Raw genomic sequence first — 17,919 nt, forward strand, 5'->3', positions numbered from 1 at the left:
TGGCCTTCGAGCCACTTAACGGAGCGGGAGCCCCGGAGGCAAAGCGCCGAACATGGTAAATGGCCCGTAAATCTTTGTCAGATCGACTGTTTTCGGGCCAGCCGTGACTGGCGTTAACCGTGTTTTAAGCCTCCGCCGGGCCGCCGGCGCGGCGCCTTCTGGGCGCTCTCCGGGCGGCATCGCGGCGGGATTGCGGCACCGATTCCGGTGGAGATCGGAACCGGTGCGCATGCGGGTCCCGAGATCAGGTGTTCCGCCAGGAGGCGCCGAGATTGAGGATGTCGTTCCAGGCGGCGAACAGCATCAGCATCAGCACCAGGGCGAGGCCGATCCGGAAGCCGATCTCTTGGGCGCGCTCGCTCAGCGGGCGGCCGCGGACGACCTCGAAGGCATAGAACAGCAGGTGCCCGCCATCGAGCAGCGGCACGGGGAAGAGGTTCAGCAGGCCGATCGAGACCGAGAGCAGTGCGATCAGCCCGACCAGGCCGCCGACGCCGCCGGTCTTGGCGACCTCACCGGAGACCCGGGCGATGCCGATCGGTCCCGAGAGCTGGTCGGCGGATTCCCGGCCGGTGGCGAGCTTGCTCAGGTACGAGAAGGTCCGCTCCACCACGAAGTAGGTTTCGCGCACCCCGAGATCGAGGGAATCCAGCGCCCCGTACCGGACGAGCCGGGCCTCCGAGCCCGACGGCGAGCGGATCCCGAGCCGGCCGATCCGATGGCGGCCGAAGGGCGTCTTCTCCTCGTAGGTGGCGGGGGTCGCCTGGATGGTGATGGGCTGCGCGTTCCGCTCCACCGTGAAGGTCAGCGGCGTGCCGGCGCTGCCGGTCACGGTGCGGTACATGGCGTTGAAGTCGCCGATCTTCTCGCCGTCGATGGCGGTGATCACGTCGCCGGGCTGGAAGCCGGCCTGGGCAGCGACGCTGCCCGGCTCCACCGAGGACACCCGGGCGGGCAATTCGTAGCGGCCGGCAAGCCAGATCGCCCCGGCGAACAGCAGGATCGCGAGGATGAAGTTCGCCACCGGGCCGGCGGCGACGATCGCGGCGCGCTTGGCCACGGGCTGCGTCGGGAAGCTGATCGCCCGCTCCTGCGGGGACATCCGGGCGATCGCCTCGGGATCCGGTATACTCGCGCCGTTCACATCGCCATGGAACTTGACGTAGCCGCCGAGCGGGATCGCGCACAGCTTCCAGCGCGTGCCGCGGCGGTCGTTGAAGCCGAACAGCTCCGGACCGAAGCCGAGGGAGAAGGCGTGCACGCCGACCCCGCACCAGCGCCCGACCAGGAAGTGGCCCATCTCGTGGACGAACACCACGACCGTGAGCACGAACAGGAACGGGATCACGGCCCCGAAGAAGCCGCCGGCGGTCCCGCCCATCGCGTTGAGGAAGTCCATGAGCCGATCCCTGGCCGTCTCTGCGCCGGCTTCTCAGGCCGGCCATCGCGCCGGTTTAGCAGATCGGTGCGGCTTACCGCCAACGCAATCCGCCGGGACCTGCCGCGGGAGGTCGCGGGCCTCGCGCGGCGCGGCGGCGCACGTCGAGGAAAGCAATCCCCCTCGGTCCCGCGCCCCGGAAACCGTCAATGCCCCCCACCCCCGCCCGCGGCCGCGCGGGGTCGGCGGATCAGCGGCACGGCGCAGGCCATCGCCAGGAACAGCACGGTGAGCGCGAGGAACACGTCCTCGAACGCCATCACCAGCCCCTGGATCCGCACCGTGTTGGACATGGCCTTGAGCGCCATGCCGGGGGCGGCGCTGCCGAAGGCGTCGAAGCCGCGCTGCATGGAGTCGAGGCGCTCCAGCGCGGCGTCGTTGGCCCAGGTGAAGCGCTCGTGGAGCCGGGCGAGATGCAGGTCCCAGCGGGCGTTGAGCACGGTGTTGATCAGCGCCAGGCCGACGGCGCCGCCGAGGTTGCGGGTGAGGTTGTAGAGCCCGGACGCGTTCTTCATCCGGGCCGGCGGCAGGGTGCCGAGCGCGATGTTGTTGATCGGGATCATGCAGAGCATCAGCGAGCAGCCGCGCAGGATCTGCGGCCACAGCAGCTCCGAGAAGTCCCAGTCCTTGGTGAGCCCGGTGACGATCCAGGTGCCGCAGGCGAAGCCGACGAAGCCGATCCCCATCATGATCCGGGGATCGACCTTGCCGGAGAGCCGGCCGGCGATCGGGGCGGTGGCGAACATGCACAACCCTGAGACGAACATGGTCTCGCCGATCATCAGCGCCGAGTAGCCGCGCACCCGGGCGAGATAGACCGGGTAGATGTAGGTCAGCCCGTAGAGGCCGATGCCGAGCACGAAGCTCGCCATGCAGCCGCTCGCGAAGTTGCGGTCGGAGAAGGCCCGCAGATCGACGATCGGCTGCTTCGCCGTGAACACGCGCCAGAAGAACAGCAGCCCCGAGACGCCGCCGATGATCGCACAGGTGAAGACCGCCTCATCCTGCAGCCAGTCGTGGTTCGGCCCCTCCTCGAGGACGTATTCGAGGCAGCCGAGGAAGCCCGCCATGAAGGCCAGCCCCGCCCAGTCGAACGCCTTCAGCAGGTCGTAGTTCGGCTTGTCGAAATCGATGAGGATCCAGGTCGAGATCGTCACCGCGATGCCCGGCACCACATTGATCAGGAACAGCCAGTGCCAGGACATGAGATCGGTGAGGTAGCCGCCGATCGTCGGCCCGATGGTCGGGGCGAGCGTCGCCACGAGGCCGATCATCGGCGACACGATGGTGCGCTTCGAGGGCGGGAAGATCGTGAACGCGGCCGCGAACACGGTCGGGATCATGCCGCCGCCGATGAAGCCCTGCGCGGCCCGCCAGACGATCATCTCGGAGATTGACGAGGAAGTCGCGCACATCACGCTCATCAGCGTGAAGCCGCCGGCCGAGAGGGCGAACATCCAGCGGGTCGAGAGCACCCGCGACAGGGTGCCCGACAGCGGGATCGAGATGACCTCGGCGATGAGGTAGCTGGTCTGGACCCAGGGGATCTCGTCCCCGGAGGCCGAGAGGCCGGCCTGGATCTCGTTCAGCGAGGCCGAGACGATCTGGATGTCCAGGATCGCCATGAACATCCCGAACACCATGCAGAAGAACGCCACCATGCGGCGGCGGTCCATCGGCGGGTCGGCGGCCGGGGCCCCGGCCGAGAGCTCGGCGGTTGCGGCCACGGAGGCGTTCAGCGGCTCGCGGCGTCGAAGCGCCGGTTCTCGGCATGGTCGAGGACCGACCGGTCGGTGCCGGCCCGGGTATCGACCCGCACCTCCACCGACAGGCCCGGCCGCAGCAGGCCCTCACGCGCGACCGCCTCGGGCACGCGCACCCGCACGGGCAGGCGCTGGACGATCTTGGTGAAGTTGCCGGTGGCGTTGTCCGGCGGCAACAGGCTGAACACCGAGCCGGAGGCCGGGGAGAACGATTCGACCACGCCCTCGATCTCGCGATCCGGATACGCGTCCACGGTCACGATCACCGGCTGGCCGGGGCGCATGCGCTGGACCTGCGTCTCCTTGAAGTTCGCGTCGATGCGCACACTCTGGAGCGGCACCAGGGCGGCGACCCGGGTGCCCGGCGCCACGTAGGCAACGGCCGCCACCGCCTTGTTGCCGATCACCCCGTCGAACGGCGCGCGGATCACCGTGAAGTCGAGGTCGCGCCGGGCGCGGTCGACCGCGGTGCGCAGCTCGGCCGAGAGCCGCTCCGCCTCGCGCTTCTGGGCCGCGAGCACGTCGACATTGGCCCGGGCGGCCAGGAGGCCGGCCTCCATGCCCTTCACCGAGGCTTCCGTCCGGTCCCGGTCGGCGCGGGCCTGGTCGATCCGCGACTTGGCGACGTAATCCGCCTGCATCTGGGTCGCCCGGGTGAAATCCGCCTGCGCGCGCACGGCATCGGCGCGGGTCGCATCGATCTGCGCGGCGGCCTGGGCGACCTGCGCCTGCGCAGCCTCGACCTGTCGGGCGATCCGCGTGATCGTGCTCTCCTGCGTGGCGAGCTTGTCCTGCGCGGCCTGGAGCGCGAGCCGGTAATCGCCGTCGTCGAGCTTGGCGATCACGTCGCCCTTCTTGACCGAGATGCCGTTCACCACCGGAACGGATTCGAGATAGCCCGAGACCTTGGCAGCCAGGATCGAGATATCGGTTTGCACGTAGGCATCATCGGTCGCGATGAAGAACCGCCCGACGCTCCACCACTGCCAGCCCTCGTAGGCGCCGCCACACAACGCCGCCGTCAGGAGGCCGAGCAGCAGCATCCGCTTGACCGGGCGTTTCCTGGTCCGGGCCGGTTCCGGCGCAGCCGGGGCCGTCGCGACGGGGGGCTCAGTGACCCGGGGCTGCGCCGGGGCCGCGGTCGCCCCCTCGGCCTGCGCGTCGTCCATACGTTCGATGCCGGCAGCGAGCCGGTCACCATCTTCGCGAAGGGACATCTCAGCGCCTCTGGACCTCTGACCGAACCGTTCGGTCAATGATTCGGACGCGCCTTGACGCACATCGAATCTGCCTTCAGGCTAGATTGACCGAACGGTTCGGTCAAGCGAGGCGGCGTCTCGGACGCGGAGCAGGGTGATGGATCAGGGCGTGGTGCTGGAGCGGGGACCGTCGCAGATCGAGGGCGACAAACGGCGGCAGATCCTCGACGGCGCCCGCCGGGTGTTCCTGGCATCGGGGTTCGACGGTGCCAGCATGGGCGAGATCGCCCGGGCCGCGGGGGTCTCCAAGGGCACGCTCTACGTCTACTTCGACAGCAAGGAGGCGCTGTTCGAGGCCCTCATCATCGTCGAAAAGACCAGCTTGGCCGAGACGCTGTTCATATTCGACCCGGCCGACACGGATGTCCCGGCGGTGCTGACGCGGCTGGGGATGAGCTTCCTCGCCGAGATGTCCAAGCCGGAACATATCTCGGTGCATCGCATGGTGATCGGGGTCTGCGAGAAGTTCCCGCATTTCGGGCAGGTCTATTACGACGCCGGACCGGCCCGCGGCGTCGCGCGGCTGGCGGCTTACCTCGACGCGCAGGTCCAGGGCGGCCTGCTGCGCATCCCGGACACGACCCTCGCGGCCCAGCACTTCCTGCATCTCTGCCTGGCGGGCCTCCTGACCCGCCTCCTCTTCGCCGCCGGCGGCATGGCCGACGACGCCCGGAAAAAGTTTCAGGTGGCGGAGGCGGTGCGGGTGTTCTTGGCTGGGTACGGGCCGGACCGCTGAAGCCTCAGCCGGCGGCACGCAGCTCCGGCAGGGCCTCGGCGCTCCAGACCCGGACATGGGCGTCGATGGCCAGCGCCTCGTCGACGTCGGCGGGCGCGGTCCGGTACTGTCCGGCGAAGTGCCCGCAGGCGCGCTCGACCAGGTCGCTGATCCCGTAGAATCCGATCCGGCCGGCGATGAAGGCCGCCACCGCGATCTCGTTGGCGGCGTTCATGACGGTCGGTGCCGCCCCGCCGGCCGCGAGCGCCGCCCGGGCGATGCGCAGGCACGGGAAGCGCGCCTCGTCGGCCGCCTCGAAGGTCAGCGATCCGAGCTTGACCAGGTCCAGGGGGCGGCCCCGGTCGATGGTCAGGCGGTCGCCGAGGCCGAGGCAATGCGAGATCGGCACGCGCATGTCGGGGAGCGCCAGCTCGGCGGTGACGGCGCCGTCCAGCCAGTGGACCAGGCCGTGGATCACCGATTGCGGATGCACGACCACGTCCAGGCGCTCGGGCTCGATGCCGAACAGGTGGTGCGCTTCGATCAGCTCCAGGCCCTTGTTCATCAGGCTGGCCGAATCGATGTTGATCTTCATGCCCATCGACCAGGTCGGATGGGCCGCGGCCTCGGTGGCGGAGGCGGCGGCGATCCGCTCGCGGGTCCAGGTCCGGAACGGGCCGCCCGAGGCGGTGATCATCATGGTGCGGACATCGGCGAGCGGCCGGCCGGCCAGCGCCTGGCTGAGCGCGTCGTGCTCGGAATCCATCGGCAGGATCGTGGCGCCGTAGCGCGCGGCATCGCGCATGAAGGCGTCGCCGGCACAGACCAGGCTCTCCTTGTTGGCGAGCGCGACCTTGCGGCCGAGCCGGAGCGCGGCGTGGGTCGATTTCAGCCCGGCCGCGCCGCTCACCGCGGCGACCACGATGTCGGCGTCGCGGGCCACCGCCTCCATCACGGCGCCCTCCCCCGCCCCGTTGGGGATGCCGCTGCCCGAGAGCGCCTCGGCGAGCGCCGGGCCGGCGGTCTCGTCGGCGAGCGCCGCGAAGGACGCGCCGAGCTCGCGGGCGACCTTGGCCAGCGCGACCGCGTCGCGCCCGCCGACCACGGCGCCGGTGCGGAACCGATCCGGGTGCTGGGCGAGCAGGTCGGCGGTGGAGCGGCCGATCGAGCCGGTGGCGCCGAAGACGGTGACGATCTGGGTCACGGGTGAAACTCCCTCATCGTCACGGGATGAAACCGCTTCCGCGCAGGGCGAGATAGAGCCCGGCCAACACGGCCACCGCGAAAAATCCGTCCAGCCGGTCCATGACGCCGCCATGGCCCGGGATGATCTTGCCCGAATCCTTCACCCCGTACCGACGCTTGAGGCCGGATTCGACGAGGTCGCCGGCCTGGCTCAGCACGGAGGCCAGGGCGCTGACGCCGGCCACCACCGGCAGGGAGGCGGCGCTCGGCAGGTCCAGCCCGGCGAGGTCGGCGGCCACCGCCACCAGCGAGCCGGCCGCGACCGCACCGATCAGGCCGCCGATGGCCCCCGACCAGGTCTTGTTGGGCGAGACCCGGGGCATGAGCTTCGGGCCGCCGATCTTGCGGCCGGCGAAATAGGCTGCGATGTCGGTGGACCAGACCACCGCGAACATCCAGGCCGGGCCGATCAGGCCGATCCCGGGATCGTCGCGCAGGGCGACCGGCACAGACGCGATCGCCGCCGCCCCGAGCACGCCGGCGAGCGCCCGCACCCGGCCGAAGCCGGTGCGCGCCACCGTGGCGCAGGCGGCGGCCCCGAGGAGCAGCACTGCGATGCAGGCGAGCGCCGGGGCGCCGCCGCGCTGGCAGAGCAGGAGGGCGGCCAGCGTCGCCGCGCCCAGCGCGATCAGCACTTCGCGGGGCTCGGTCCGGCTCATCACCATCCATTCGGCGAAGCCGATGATGCCGGCGGCGAGCCAGATCCCGGCGAAGGGCCAGCCGCCATAGACGAGGGCCGCGAGGATCGCGGGGGCCAGCACCACGCCCGAGGCGACGCGCAGCCAGAGCTCGCGGCGCCCGGAGGGGCGCGCGGCCGGAGTGGCGGTGGGGGTCACGCGCGTCTCGGCCTTCGCCTCAGACGTGCATGATCTCCTTCTCCTTGGCGGCCAGCACGCCGTCGATATCGGCGATGAACTGGTCGGTGGCCTTCTGCACGTCGGTGGCCTGACGCTTCTCGTCGTCCTCCGAGATGGCGCTGTCCTTCAGGAGCTTCTTGAGGTGGTCGAGCCCGTCCCGGCGGACGTGGCGCACGGCGACGCGGGCCTCCTCGGTATACTTGTGGGCGACTTTGACCATCTCCTTGCGGCGCTGCTCGTTCATCTCGGGGATGCGCAGCCGGATGGTCTGGCCCTCGGTCTGCGGGTTGAGGCCGAGATCGGATTCGCGGATCGCCTTCTCGACGGCCGTGACCATGCTGCGGTCCCAGACCGAGATCGACAGGAGCCGCGGCTCCGGCACGCTCACGGTGGCGACCTGTGCCATCGGCATCGACGAGCCGTAGGCGTCGACCTGGATCGGGTCGAGCAGCGACGGCGTGGCCCGGCCGGTCCGCAGGGACCCGAGATCCTTGGAGAGCGCCGCGACCGCGCCCTGCATGCGGCGCTTGATGTCGTTGAGGTCGAATTCCGGTGTGGCCATGGTGGTCGTCCCGACACGTCTGACGTTGTCTTCTCGCCCGGTACGGGCAGTCGCGGCCTCAATGGCGGAATTTTCCCGGTGCCGCAAACCGCCGGCGCATCGTCCCGAACGGTGGCTGCCGGCTTTCGGAAGACAACGATGCGAATCGAGCGGCGAGCGCAGCCTGCCGTTACGGCGCCACGAGGGTCGAGGGCGCCTCGCCGGACAGGATCCCGGCGATCGAGCTCGGCGGATGCAGGGAGCCGACCACGATCGACAGCCGGCTCTCGCGGGCGAGCGCGAAGGCCGCGGTGTCCATCACCTTGAGGTCGCGGGCGATCGCCTCGTCATGGGTCAGGCGGTCGTAGCGCGTGGCGGTCGGGTCCTTCTTGGGGTCGGCCGAGTACACGCCATCGACCTGCGTGGCCTTGAGCACGGCGTCGCAGCGCAATTCGGCGGCACGCAGCACCGCGGCGGTGTCGGTGGTGAAGAACGGGTTGCCGGTGCCGCCGGCCAGAACCACCACCTGACCCTTGTCGAGATGGTGCAGGGCCGGCTGGCGGGCATAGGTCTCGCAGATCGTCGGCATCGACACCGCCGACATGGTTCGCGCCGGCACGCCCGCGGCGTTGAGCGCGGTCTCGATCGCCAGCGAGTTCATCACCGTGGCCATCATGCCCAGGGAATCACCCGTGGCGCGGTCGATCCAGCCGGCTGCCGAGATGCGGGCGCCGCGGATCATGTTGCCGCCGCCGACCACGATGGCGATCTCGGCCCCGGCCTCGATGGTCCGGGCGATGTCGTCGGCCAGGGCCGCCAAGGTCGGCGGATGGAGCCAGTACCCGTCCGGGGCGGCCAGGGCCTCGCCCGACAGCTTGAGGAGGATCCGGCGAAACGGCGTCGCTTCCGGCATCTCGATCTCCGGCTCCATACCGCATCACCCGAACCCGCGAGGCTTCTACGTCAGCCGCGGGAGCGGCGTCGAGGGGCGGGCGCCGATCCGGGCGGGGATCACGGGGACGATTCGCTACCGACATGCGATCGACGTGCAGCTTTGGCAGAGGAGCGGGACCCGCCATCGGGATGGACGCCCGGGATTCCATGCGCATCGCACTCGTCATCAACGGCGCCTCCGGCGCGGTGGCGTCCGGCACGACGCCGGAGGCGATTCGGGAGAAGCTGGTCGCAGCGGGATTCGAGCCCCTGGGCGAGGCCGACCGGGGTGCACCCCTGCCGGTGCGGATCGACGGCGCCGCGGCGGAACTGGATATCGACGCCCTGGTGGTGGCGGGCGGCGACGGCACCATCGCGTGCGCGGCCGCGGCCCTCGTCGGCAAGACGACGCCGCTCGGCATCCTGCCGCTGGGCACCATGAATTTTCTGGCCCGGGACCTCGGCATCCCGCTGGATATCGACGGCGCGATCGCGGCTCTCGCTTCCGGGGCCCGGCGACGGATCGATGTCGGTGAGGTCAATGGCCGCACGTTCCTGATCAACTCCGTGCTCGGCCTGCCCGCCCGGGTGACGCGGCACCGGGAGGCGCATCGCCGGCATGTCGGCCTGCGCAGCCTGCTGCGCTGGGTCCTGGGGGTGCTGCGCCATCTCGGCCGATATCCGCGACTCACTGTGACCGGCACGATCGACGGCACGCCCCGGACCTGGCGGTTCCGGCTGCTGGCGGTGGTCATCGGCGATTACGTCGAGCGGCCGGGCCGCGTGCTGGTGCGGGCGCCGGTCGATGCCGCGCAGCTGACGCTCTACGTCCTGGCGCACCTCTCTCCGTGGAGAACCCTGCGCCTCGCCCTCGGCTTCGCCCTGGGCGACTGGCGGCGCCTGCCGGACATCGAGCGGCTGCCGGCGGCCAACCTGACCATCGCGTCGGAGACCCGGGCGCTCCGGGTCATGAATGACGGCGAGATGGCGCTGATCCCTGCGCCCCTGCGCTACCGGATCCACCGGCAGGCGCTGACGGTGATCGTCCCGAGAGCGGGCGACCACCCGTGAGACGGATCAGCCATATCTCCGACCTGCATTTCGGCCGCACCGACCCAGCGGTGGTGGAGGCCCTGGTCCACGAGCTGAACGCCGACGCCCCCGACATGATCGTCGTCTCGGGGGATTTCACCATGGCCGCGCGGCCTTCGGAATTCGCGCAGGCCCGGGCCTTCCTCGATCGGCTGGCGCCGCCCTGGATCGGCGTGCCGGGCAACCATGACATCTCGCCGTTCCGCCTGGTCCAGCGCTTCGTGCATCCCTTCACTCGCTACCGGCGCGCCATCGCGGCCGAGACCGAGCCCTGTTTCCAAGATGCCGAAATCGGGATCGTCTGCCTGAACACGGTGCGGCGCTGGGCGCCGGAGCCGGACTGGTCGCACGGCGTGATCCGCCGCAGCCAGATTGTCCGGGCCGAGGCGCGGCTCGCGGCGATGCCCGGTCATCTGTTCAAGATCGTGGTCGGCCACCACCCGTTTCTGCCGCCCCCCTGGGACGCAAATGCCAGGATGGTCGGGGGCGCCGATCGGGCCCTGACGGTGTTCCGCCGCTGCGGCGTCGGCCTGACGCTGGCGGGCCACCTGCACCGGCACTACGCCTGCGAGGCCGCCATCGGGGGTTCGGAACCCGAAACGCTGTGTCGGGGCTCGGCCGGATCGCGCCCGGGGCGGTTGCTAGCGGTCCAGGCCGGCTCGGCAACCTCGACACGGCTGCGGGGCAACGAGCCCAACGCCTACAACCGCATCACCGTCGCGGAAGGCCGCGCCGCCGTGCGGGTCCGGCTGTGGGACGGTGATGCCTGGGTGGATGCGGCGCCGGCAAGCCCCGAGGCGGTCATGCCGGCGCCGATATTTTAGCTTCCGCTGAAGAGCCCGACGGAGCCGAGGAGCGTCATGACGAGGCCGGACGCGAACACGCCGATCATCAGATAGGAGAAGGATTTCATTGCCATGAGCGAGATGTAGTGCGGCCGTGCCGAACCGGGTGTGCGCTGCAACACCAGGCGGGCGGGATTAGGTTTTCTCGATGCGGGGCGCAGCGTGAACCAGGCCGGAATGATATGTACCGGCAATGGCTTGCGTCTTCTCAACAAACCCGATTGCGGCGCAAGCGATGGGTCCGGCGGTGCTGTCGAGTTCGCGAAGCGAAGCCCCCGCCCGCACGGGCTACGATGTTCGCTCTCCAGTTTGTGCAAGCCACCAGGCGCCCCCTCTCCCGTGCGGGCTTGCGGATTCACCCATCGAGGTCGGCAGAAGACACGAGAGACACCGCGGCTCTCCCTCCCCCCTCTGCGGGGGAGGGAGACGCGCTTGGGGCTGGCCCTGGCCCTCATCCGGCAGCGATGCGTGGACGTCGTGGCACGCACGAAAGAAGGGGCCCGCGCTCCATCCTGGGTGGTGTGATCGACACGGATCGTCGCGATGAGGCGGGTTTCTATCTGGCCAAACGCTATCCAACCCGCTGCTCGCACCAAGTCTCCTGCCCTCTCGCCGACGCCCTCGTCACACGACAAAAGAAAACCCCGCCCGGCTCGCGCCGGACGGGGTCTCGTGGTTCTCGGCCCAAGGGTCCGAAAAGATCAGGCGCGGCCGGCCTGCTGGGCGACTTCGGTGGCGAAGTCCGGGCCCTCTTCCTTCTCGATGCCCTCGCCCAGGGCGTAGCGGACGAAACCCGTCAGGGCGACGGGGCCGCCGACCTTGCCGGCAGCTTCCTTGAGTACCTGGCTGACCGTCTTCGAGCCGTCATGCACGAAGGGCTGCTCCAGGAGGGTGACCTCCTTGTAGTAGCTCTTGAGGCCGCTCTCGACGATCTTGGCGAGCACGTGGTCCGGCTTGCCAGCGTTCTTCTCGCGCAGGATGGTCGACTCGCGCTCCAGGGTCGCGGCATCGACACCGGACGCGTCCAGCGCGACCGGGTTCGTGGCGGCGACGTGCATGGCGATCTGGCGGCCGAGCGCCGACAGGGCTTCGACATCGCCCTCGGATTCGAGCGCCACGAGCACGCCGATCTTGCCCAGGCCGTCGGCGATCTGGCTGTGGACGTAGGAGGCGATGACGCCCTTCTTCACCTCGAGCTTGGCGACCCGGCGCAGGTTCATGTTCTCGCCGATGGTGGCGATCAGGCTCTGCAGCTTCTCCGAGACGGTCTCGGTGGCGCCCGGGAACTTCGCGGCCTGGAGACCCTCCAGGGTGCCGTCGGTGTTCAGGGCGATCTTGGCGGCCTCGCGGGCGAAGGCCTGGAAGGCGTCGTTGCGGGCGACGAAGTCGGTCTCGGAATTCACCTCGACGATCGCGGCGTGATGGCCGGCGGACTCGACGGCGACCAGGCCCTCGGCGGCGACGCGGCCGGCCTTCTTGGCGGCCTTGGCGAGGCCCTTCTTGCGCAACCAGTCGATGGCCGCCTCGATGTCGCCCTGCGTCTCGTTGAGCGCGCCCTTGCAGTCCATCATGCCCGCGCCGGTCTTCTCCCGGAGCTCCTTCACCATCGCGGCGGTGATGTTGGCCATGGCGGTCCCTTTCGTATGGTCTGGATGAGAGAGGCCCGGCACGCGGGTGAGCGGCCGGGCCCGGTATGCTTGGTTTCACGACGCCCCGATGACGGGGCGCCGCGACGGACCGAGACTCAGACCGCGGCGGCGGCCTCGACGAAGCCACGGGCCTGCGAGACCCACGAATCGCGGTCGATGCGGCCGTTGAGCTTCAGGTCGGAATCGACCTTGGCGACCTCGTCCGGGGTCATCGCGGCGATCTGCCAGTAATGGTAGATGCCGGCGTCGTTGAGCTTCTGCACGATCTGCGGGCCCGCGCCGTGCAGCTTGGTCAGGTCGTCCGGCGCGCCGCGCGGGGCGGCGAGCAGCTCGAAATGCTCGGTGGTCTCGGCGAGCATCGCCACGTCGGCCGGATCGAGCGCATCGGACTCGACCGAGACGGCGGCGGCGTCGTTGGCCGGCAGCTCCTCGGCCTGCGGCTCCTCGGAGGCGCCGAGATCGAGGCCCGACGAGCCCTGTGCCCGCGAGATGCCGTCGATGGCGGCCTTGGCGATCAGGTCGCAGTAGAGCGCGATGGCGCGGCCGGCATCGTCGTTGGCCGGGACGATGTGGGTGATGCCGTCGGGGTTGCAGTTGGTGTCGACGATGGCGGCCACCGGGATCCCGAGGCGGTTCGCCTCCTTGATCGCCAGCTGCTCCTTGTTGGTGTCGATCACGAACAGCAGGTCCGGCACGCCGCCCATGTCCTTGATGCCGCCGAGCGCCTTCTCGAGCTTGTCCTTCTCACGGGACAGCATCAGACGCTCCTTCTTGGTCAGGCCCGGGCCGCCGGTCTCCAGCGTCTCGGTGACCTTGCGCAGGCGCGAGATCGAGCCCGAGATGGTCTTCCAGTTGGTGAGCATGCCGCCCAGCCAGCGGGAGTTGACGTAGTACTGGGCCGAGCGCTTGGCGGCGTCGGCGATCGTGTCGGCCGCCTGGCGCTTGGTGCCGACGAACAGCACGCGGCCGCCCTTGGCGACGGTGTCGCTCACCGCCTGAAGGGCCGTGTGCAGCGCCGGCACGGTCTGGGCCAGGTCGATGATGTGGATGTTGTTGCGGGTGCCGAAGATGTACGGCTGCATCTTCGGGTTCCAGCGGTGCGACTGGTGACCGAAATGGGCGCCCGCTTCGAGGAGCTGACGCATAGAGAAATCGACGGCCATATCTTTGTACTCTCCGGTTGGATCCGCCGCGGAGGGATGCAGCCGCCCGAAGATTCGGACGGCCACCGGAAGACGCCTCATTCAGGCATGAGGCCGGCTCCGCGTGTGGGATGGGCGGGCGCTTAGCAGAGCCCGGGGCCGGATGCAAGGATTCGGGCGACGCGACGGTCGTAGGCATCCTGTCGACACCGGACCTGACGACCGCATGCCAGGGCCGCGGGGCAGTTCTTCGCCGGTTACGGAAACCTTGGCGTCGGCGACCGGCAATTCTTCGAAGGCTACGCCATCACGTCGAAGAGACCGCGCAGAGATGGCGCACGGCAAGCCGGGCCGAATTTCGAATTAAGGGGCGCCGAACACGGCTGCGACATCCGCCGGCGCCATCACCCGATATCCCCCGGCCGGCAGGTCCGCGGGCAGGTCGAGCCCTCCGACCCGGTCCCGATGCAGCGCCACGACATGGTTGCCGATCGCCGCGAACATCCGGCGCACCTGATGGTAGCGCCCCTCGGTCAGCGTCACCGCGCAATGGGTGGGATCCTCAACCGTCAGTTGCACCGGCAGCAACGACCTCTCCTCGCCCTCCAGCATCAGCGCCCCGGACGCGAAGGTCGCCGCCTCGGTGCCGTCGAGCGGCCGGTCGAGAACGACCCGGTAGCGCTTTGCCACGTTCGCCTTGGGGGCGATGATTCGGTGCAGCAGCGCGCCGTCATCGGTGAGGAGCAGCAGGCCGGATGTCTCCTTGTCGAGGCGCCCCACCGTGGAGAGCGGCGGGTCGCGCCGGCGCCAGCGCTCGGGCAGCAGCCCGTAGACCAGCGGGCCGGCCTCCTTGTGCGAGCAGGTCACGCCCAGCGGCTTGTGCAGCATCAGGCACAGGCCCGGCAGCGGATCGACCGGCACGCCGTCGATGGTCAGCCGGCTCGGGAGATCGGCGCCGAGGGCGATCCGGTCGCCGGCATCGGGCACCTCCGCGCCGTCCAACAGGATCGCGCCGGCGCGCGCCAAACCCTGGATCTCGCGGCGCGACCCATAGCCGAGATTGGCGAGCAGCTTGTCGAGGCGGACGGACTTCGCGGCCGTCATTTGCGCGCCTCGTAGACCCGGTAGCCACCGGCCTGGATCGTCACCGAGACGTCGCGGAACGCCGCCCCGAGGGCCGTCTCGTAGGGCAGATGCGCGTTGGCCACGAGCCACAAGGTGCCACCCTTCCGCAGTGCCTCCGCGGCCCGGGCAATGAAGGTGCGGCCGAGGGCCTGGTCCTCGGTCCCGCCATCGTGGAACGGCGGGTTCATGACGACGAAGTCGAGGCTCCCCGGCACCGTGCCCGCCACCCGGATATCGGCCCAGACAATCGTGGCCCGGGGATCGGCGACGTTGCGCTGCGCCATCTCGACCGCGCGCCGATCGACCTCGACCAGCGTCAGCGCGGTCACGGCGGGCGAGCCCAGGATCGCCCGGGACAGAATCCCAAGGCCGCAGCCGAGATCGGCTCCCCTGCCCTTCAAGGGCGGCAGGTTCGCCAGGAGCAGCGCCGTGCCGGGGTCGAGCCGGTCCCAGGAGAAGATGCCGGGCTGCGTGCACAGGGCGAGATTATCGACGTGGCGCGGCCCGCCCTCGTCGATCGCATCGCCGTGCCCGGCCGCATCCGGCGGCCGCGCGAGGCGGCAGATCCGGTGGTGGCGGCGCGGCTCGTCCGCGGCGGGACAGTCGAAGGCCGCCAGCTCCTTGGCCAGCCGGGCGCCCCCCCGGTCCTTGGGGGCGAGCGCGATCATCCGGCCGCCGGGCACGAGGGCCCGCAACGTATGGGCGAGGACGTAGCGCCGCTCGACCGTGCCGGGCGGCGCCAGCACGGTCGCGGCGTCGAGGCTGCCGTCGGGCAGGTCCTCGAGCCGGGCAGAGCCGGGAATGAGCGGGGAAACCTGGACGGCGTCACCGGGAACCTCGGCGAGGTCCACCGGCGGCAGGCCGTAGACGGCATGGCGCATGAGATATTCGGGATCTTGAGTGCCGGCACCGGAACGCGAATCCACGGAGGAGCGGGAAACCCGCGCCCGACTCGGATCATCCGGGGGGAACGTCGCCTGTTAGCCGCAATAGCTCCGAAAGCCCAGCCTCCGAGTCGTCCCGGGTGACGGGGCGGCCCCGGCCACACGGCTGTCCGTCCACCGCGGGCGAGCCTCTACCTCCTTGCTCCCCCTGCGCCATCGGCGCGGTTCCCGAATCCCCGAACACGGGTCTATCCTGTCGGTCATGACTGCTCCCATCGATCCGCGCCCGACCCTTCAGCACCCGGACGACGATCCCTACCTCTGGTTGGAAGAGATCGACGGGCCGGAGGCCCTGGCGTGGGTCGAGGCGAGCAACGCCGAGACCCTGGCGCGCTACGGCGATGCCGCCTTCGCCCGGGACCGCGACACCGCGCGCACCATCCTCGACCGGCCGGAGCGCATCCCGTTCGTCTCGCGCCGGGGTGGGTTGCTCTACAACTTCTGGACGGATGCCGAGCATCCGCGCGGCCTGTGGCGACGGACCGACGCGACGAGCTTCCTCACGACTTCGCCCGCGTGGGACATCCTGCTCGACCTCGACGCCCTGGCCACCGCCGAGGGGGAGGATTGGGTCTGGGCCGGGTCTTCGGTCCTGAAGGACGGTCACGACCGCGCCCTGCTGTCCCTCAGCCGGGGCGGCGGCGACGCCAAGGTCGTGCGCGAGTTCGATTTGAGCAGCCGCAGCTTCGTGGCGGACGGCTTCGTCCTCCCGGAGGCGAAGGGCGGCGCGGCCTGGCTCGACCGCGACACGCTGCTGGTATCCAGTGCCTACGGCGACGGCATGGCCACGCGCGCCGGTTATCCGCGGACCATCCGGGCACTGTCGCGCGGCTCGGATCCGCACGCCGCCGCGGTGCTGTTCGACGTAGCTGAAACCAGCATGGCCGCGTGGGGCGCCGTCGACCGGGAGACCGGCGTCGAGCGGCTCATCTTCATCGAGCAGGTCGGTTTTTTCGACACGACGATCCACCTCGGCGACCGGACTGGGCCACGCACGCAGCTCGACCTGCCCTCGGACGCCGACGTGCAGATCGACCGGAACCAGATCGCCGTGCGGCCGCGCCAGCCCTGGCAGGTGGGCGGCACCGAGCACGCGACCGACACCGTTCTGGCAATCGCCCTACCCGACTTTCTCGCCGGCAACCGCGCTTTCACGGTGCTATGGCGGCCGGACGAGCGCCGGGCGCTCCAGGACGTGTTCTGGTCGGCGGGACGCCTGTTCGTGCACGCGCTCGATGACCTGCGGCCGACCTACACGGTTTGCGAGCATACCGAAGCGGGATGGACGACGCGACCATTGGACGGGCTACCGACCCTGGGCAGCGTCCATGTCTGGCCACTGGACGGAGACCCCCAGGAGTCGGACGGTACGTTGCTCGCGACCGTGCACGACCCGGTGACGCCCGCGACGCTGCTCAGCATCCCGCCGAGCCTCGAAGCGCCCACGGTGCTGCGGCGAACCCCGGCGGTCTTCGATGCGCGCGGCCTGCGGGTGACGCGCCACGAGGCGGTCTCGCCGGACGGCACGCGCGTTCCCTACGTTCAGACCGGCTCGGATGAGCTGACCGGCGAGGCGCCTCTGTACCTCACCGCCTATGGCGGTTTCCGGGTTCCGTTGCTGCCGGGCTACCAGCCGGTCTTGGGCAAGCTCTGGCTGGAGCGGGGCGGCACGAGCGTCGTCGCCAATATCCGCGGCGGCGGCGAGTTCGGCACACGGTGGCACGATGCCGGGCGGCGGGAGGGCAAGGCCCGGGCGCATGACGACTTCGCCGCGGTCGCGGCCGATCTCGTGGCGCGCGGCGTGACCCGGCCGGGCCGGATCGCCGCGGAGGGCGGCTCGAATGGCGGCCTGCTGATCGCCAACATGCTGACCCGCTATCCGGAACGGTTCGGGGCGCTGTTCTGCACGATCCCGCTGATCGACATGCGCCGCTACACCAAGCTCCTGGCCGGGGCGAGCTGGATCGCGGAATACGGCGACCCGGACGACCCGCAGGACTGGGCGTTCCTCAGCGCGATCTCGGCCTACCATGCGGCCGAGGCGGGGCGGCCCTACCCGCCGATCCTTCTCGCCCCCAGCCGCCGCGCCGACCCGGTGCATCCCGGCCACGCCCGCAAGATGGCCCGGAAGCTGAACGCGCTGGGCTACGATGCGTCCTTCTACGAGCCCGCGTCTGGCGGCCATGGCTACGGCAAGGACAACGCCGAGACGGCCGCATTCCTGGCGTTGGGCCTGACCTTCCTGCGCCGTTCGATCGGCTGGGACGTACCGGAGGCCTGAAGTCCTGGTTTCAAAAGGTCGTCGACCTTTTGCGGGTGCAGGGTGGAACCCTGCCGTCGGGCTCCGCCCGATGCATCAGGGGCTCCGCCC

Annotated in this window: 16 protein-coding genes; 4 read left to right on the forward strand and 12 right to left on the reverse strand. The window is 70.1% G+C overall.

Annotation, left to right across the window (positions count from 1 at the left end):
* Positions 1–244: 244 nt before the first annotated feature.
* The 3 genes from rseP to AO398_RS24140 form a co-directional block, all read right to left on the reverse strand.
* Complete coding sequence (gene rseP / locus AO398_RS24130) at positions 245–1,399, reverse strand: RIP metalloprotease RseP (RefSeq protein WP_058194703.1); 1,155 nt, start codon at positions 1,397–1,399, stop codon at positions 245–247.
* 185 nt (positions 1,400–1,584) lie between these two features.
* Positions 1,585–3,165: a DHA2 family efflux MFS transporter permease subunit gene (locus tag AO398_RS24135; protein WP_058194704.1), complete on the reverse strand. Its 1,581-nt coding sequence runs from the start codon at positions 3,163–3,165 to the stop codon at positions 1,585–1,587.
* Between the two features lie 8 nt (positions 3,166–3,173).
* Complete coding sequence (locus AO398_RS24140) at positions 3,174–4,418, reverse strand: HlyD family secretion protein (RefSeq protein WP_058194705.1); 1,245 nt, start codon at positions 4,416–4,418, stop codon at positions 3,174–3,176.
* A gap of 139 nt (positions 4,419–4,557) precedes the next feature.
* On the opposite strand from AO398_RS24140, the gene AO398_RS24145 reads away from it, so the two are divergent.
* A complete protein-coding gene (locus AO398_RS24145) occupies positions 4,558–5,196 on the forward strand; it encodes a TetR/AcrR family transcriptional regulator (RefSeq protein ID WP_058194706.1) in 639 nt (212 codons plus the stop codon).
* A gap of 4 nt (positions 5,197–5,200) precedes the next feature.
* On the opposite strand, the gene dxr is transcribed toward AO398_RS24145, so the two are convergent.
* From dxr to pyrH, 4 genes are all read right to left on the reverse strand, one after another.
* Positions 5,201–6,379, reverse strand: coding sequence for a 1-deoxy-D-xylulose-5-phosphate reductoisomerase (gene dxr, locus AO398_RS24150; protein ID WP_058194707.1), 1,179 nt, complete (start codon positions 6,377–6,379; stop codon positions 5,201–5,203).
* Positions 6,380–6,398: 19 nt separating this feature from the next.
* Complete coding sequence (locus AO398_RS24155; RefSeq protein ID WP_058194708.1) at positions 6,399–7,256, reverse strand: phosphatidate cytidylyltransferase; 858 nt, start codon at positions 7,254–7,256, stop codon at positions 6,399–6,401.
* 19 nt (positions 7,257–7,275) lie between these two features.
* A complete protein-coding gene (gene frr / locus AO398_RS24160) occupies positions 7,276–7,839 on the reverse strand; it encodes a ribosome recycling factor (protein ID WP_058194709.1) in 564 nt (187 codons plus the stop codon).
* Positions 7,840–8,008: 169 nt separating this feature from the next.
* Positions 8,009–8,731 (reverse strand): UMP kinase, encoded by a 723-nt coding sequence (gene pyrH / locus AO398_RS24165; protein WP_058194814.1) that lies wholly within the window; start codon positions 8,729–8,731, stop codon positions 8,009–8,011.
* 188 nt (positions 8,732–8,919) lie between these two features.
* Here pyrH and AO398_RS24170 point away from each other — a divergent pair, with 188 nt between their 5' ends.
* Together AO398_RS24170 and AO398_RS24175 are read left to right on the forward strand one after the other, a co-directional pair.
* Positions 8,920–9,822, forward strand: a complete 903-nt coding sequence (locus AO398_RS24170) for a diacylglycerol kinase family protein (RefSeq protein WP_058194815.1) — start codon at positions 8,920–8,922, stop codon at positions 9,820–9,822.
* The gene (locus tag AO398_RS24175) at positions 9,819–10,667 is read left to right on the forward strand and encodes a metallophosphoesterase (RefSeq protein ID WP_058194710.1); all 849 of its coding nucleotides are present in this window, start codon (positions 9,819–9,821) and stop codon (positions 10,665–10,667) included. Before AO398_RS24170 ends, AO398_RS24175 begins: the two co-directional genes overlap by 4 nt.
* On the opposite strand, the gene AO398_RS28585 is transcribed toward AO398_RS24175, so the two are convergent.
* The 5 genes from AO398_RS28585 to AO398_RS24195 all read right to left on the reverse strand — a co-directional run bounded on the left by AO398_RS28585 (position 10,664) and on the right by AO398_RS24195 (position 15,485).
* Positions 10,664–11,005: a hypothetical protein gene (locus tag AO398_RS28585; protein WP_152997637.1), complete on the reverse strand. Its 342-nt coding sequence runs from the start codon at positions 11,003–11,005 to the stop codon at positions 10,664–10,666. The two genes, AO398_RS24175 and AO398_RS28585, sit on opposite strands and share 4 nt — an antisense overlap.
* Before the next feature lie 384 nt (positions 11,006–11,389).
* The gene (tsf, locus tag AO398_RS24180; protein ID WP_058194711.1) at positions 11,390–12,316 is read right to left on the reverse strand and encodes a translation elongation factor Ts; all 927 of its coding nucleotides are present in this window, start codon (positions 12,314–12,316) and stop codon (positions 11,390–11,392) included.
* A 116-nt stretch (positions 12,317–12,432) separates the two neighbouring features.
* Entirely contained in the window at positions 12,433–13,500 is a 1,068-nt protein-coding gene (locus tag AO398_RS24185; RefSeq protein WP_058194712.1) for a 30S ribosomal protein S2, read from the reverse strand.
* Positions 13,501–13,842: 342 nt separating this feature from the next.
* Entirely contained in the window at positions 13,843–14,583 is a 741-nt protein-coding gene (locus AO398_RS24190; protein WP_058194713.1) for a pseudouridine synthase, read from the reverse strand.
* A complete protein-coding gene (locus AO398_RS24195; RefSeq protein WP_058194714.1) occupies positions 14,580–15,485 on the reverse strand; it encodes a class I SAM-dependent methyltransferase in 906 nt (301 codons plus the stop codon). Before AO398_RS24195 ends, AO398_RS24190 begins: the two co-directional genes overlap by 4 nt.
* 265 nt (positions 15,486–15,750) lie before the next feature.
* Here AO398_RS24195 and AO398_RS24200 point away from each other — a divergent pair, with 265 nt between their 5' ends.
* Positions 15,751–17,829 (forward strand): prolyl oligopeptidase family serine peptidase, encoded by a 2,079-nt coding sequence (locus tag AO398_RS24200; RefSeq protein WP_058194715.1) that lies wholly within the window; start codon positions 15,751–15,753, stop codon positions 17,827–17,829.
* The last annotated feature ends 90 nt before the right edge of the window (positions 17,830–17,919 follow it).

The sequence above is a fragment of the Methylobacterium sp. GXS13 genome, assembly GCF_001455965.1.
Taxonomy (GTDB): Bacteria; Pseudomonadota; Alphaproteobacteria; order Rhizobiales; family Beijerinckiaceae; genus Methylobacterium.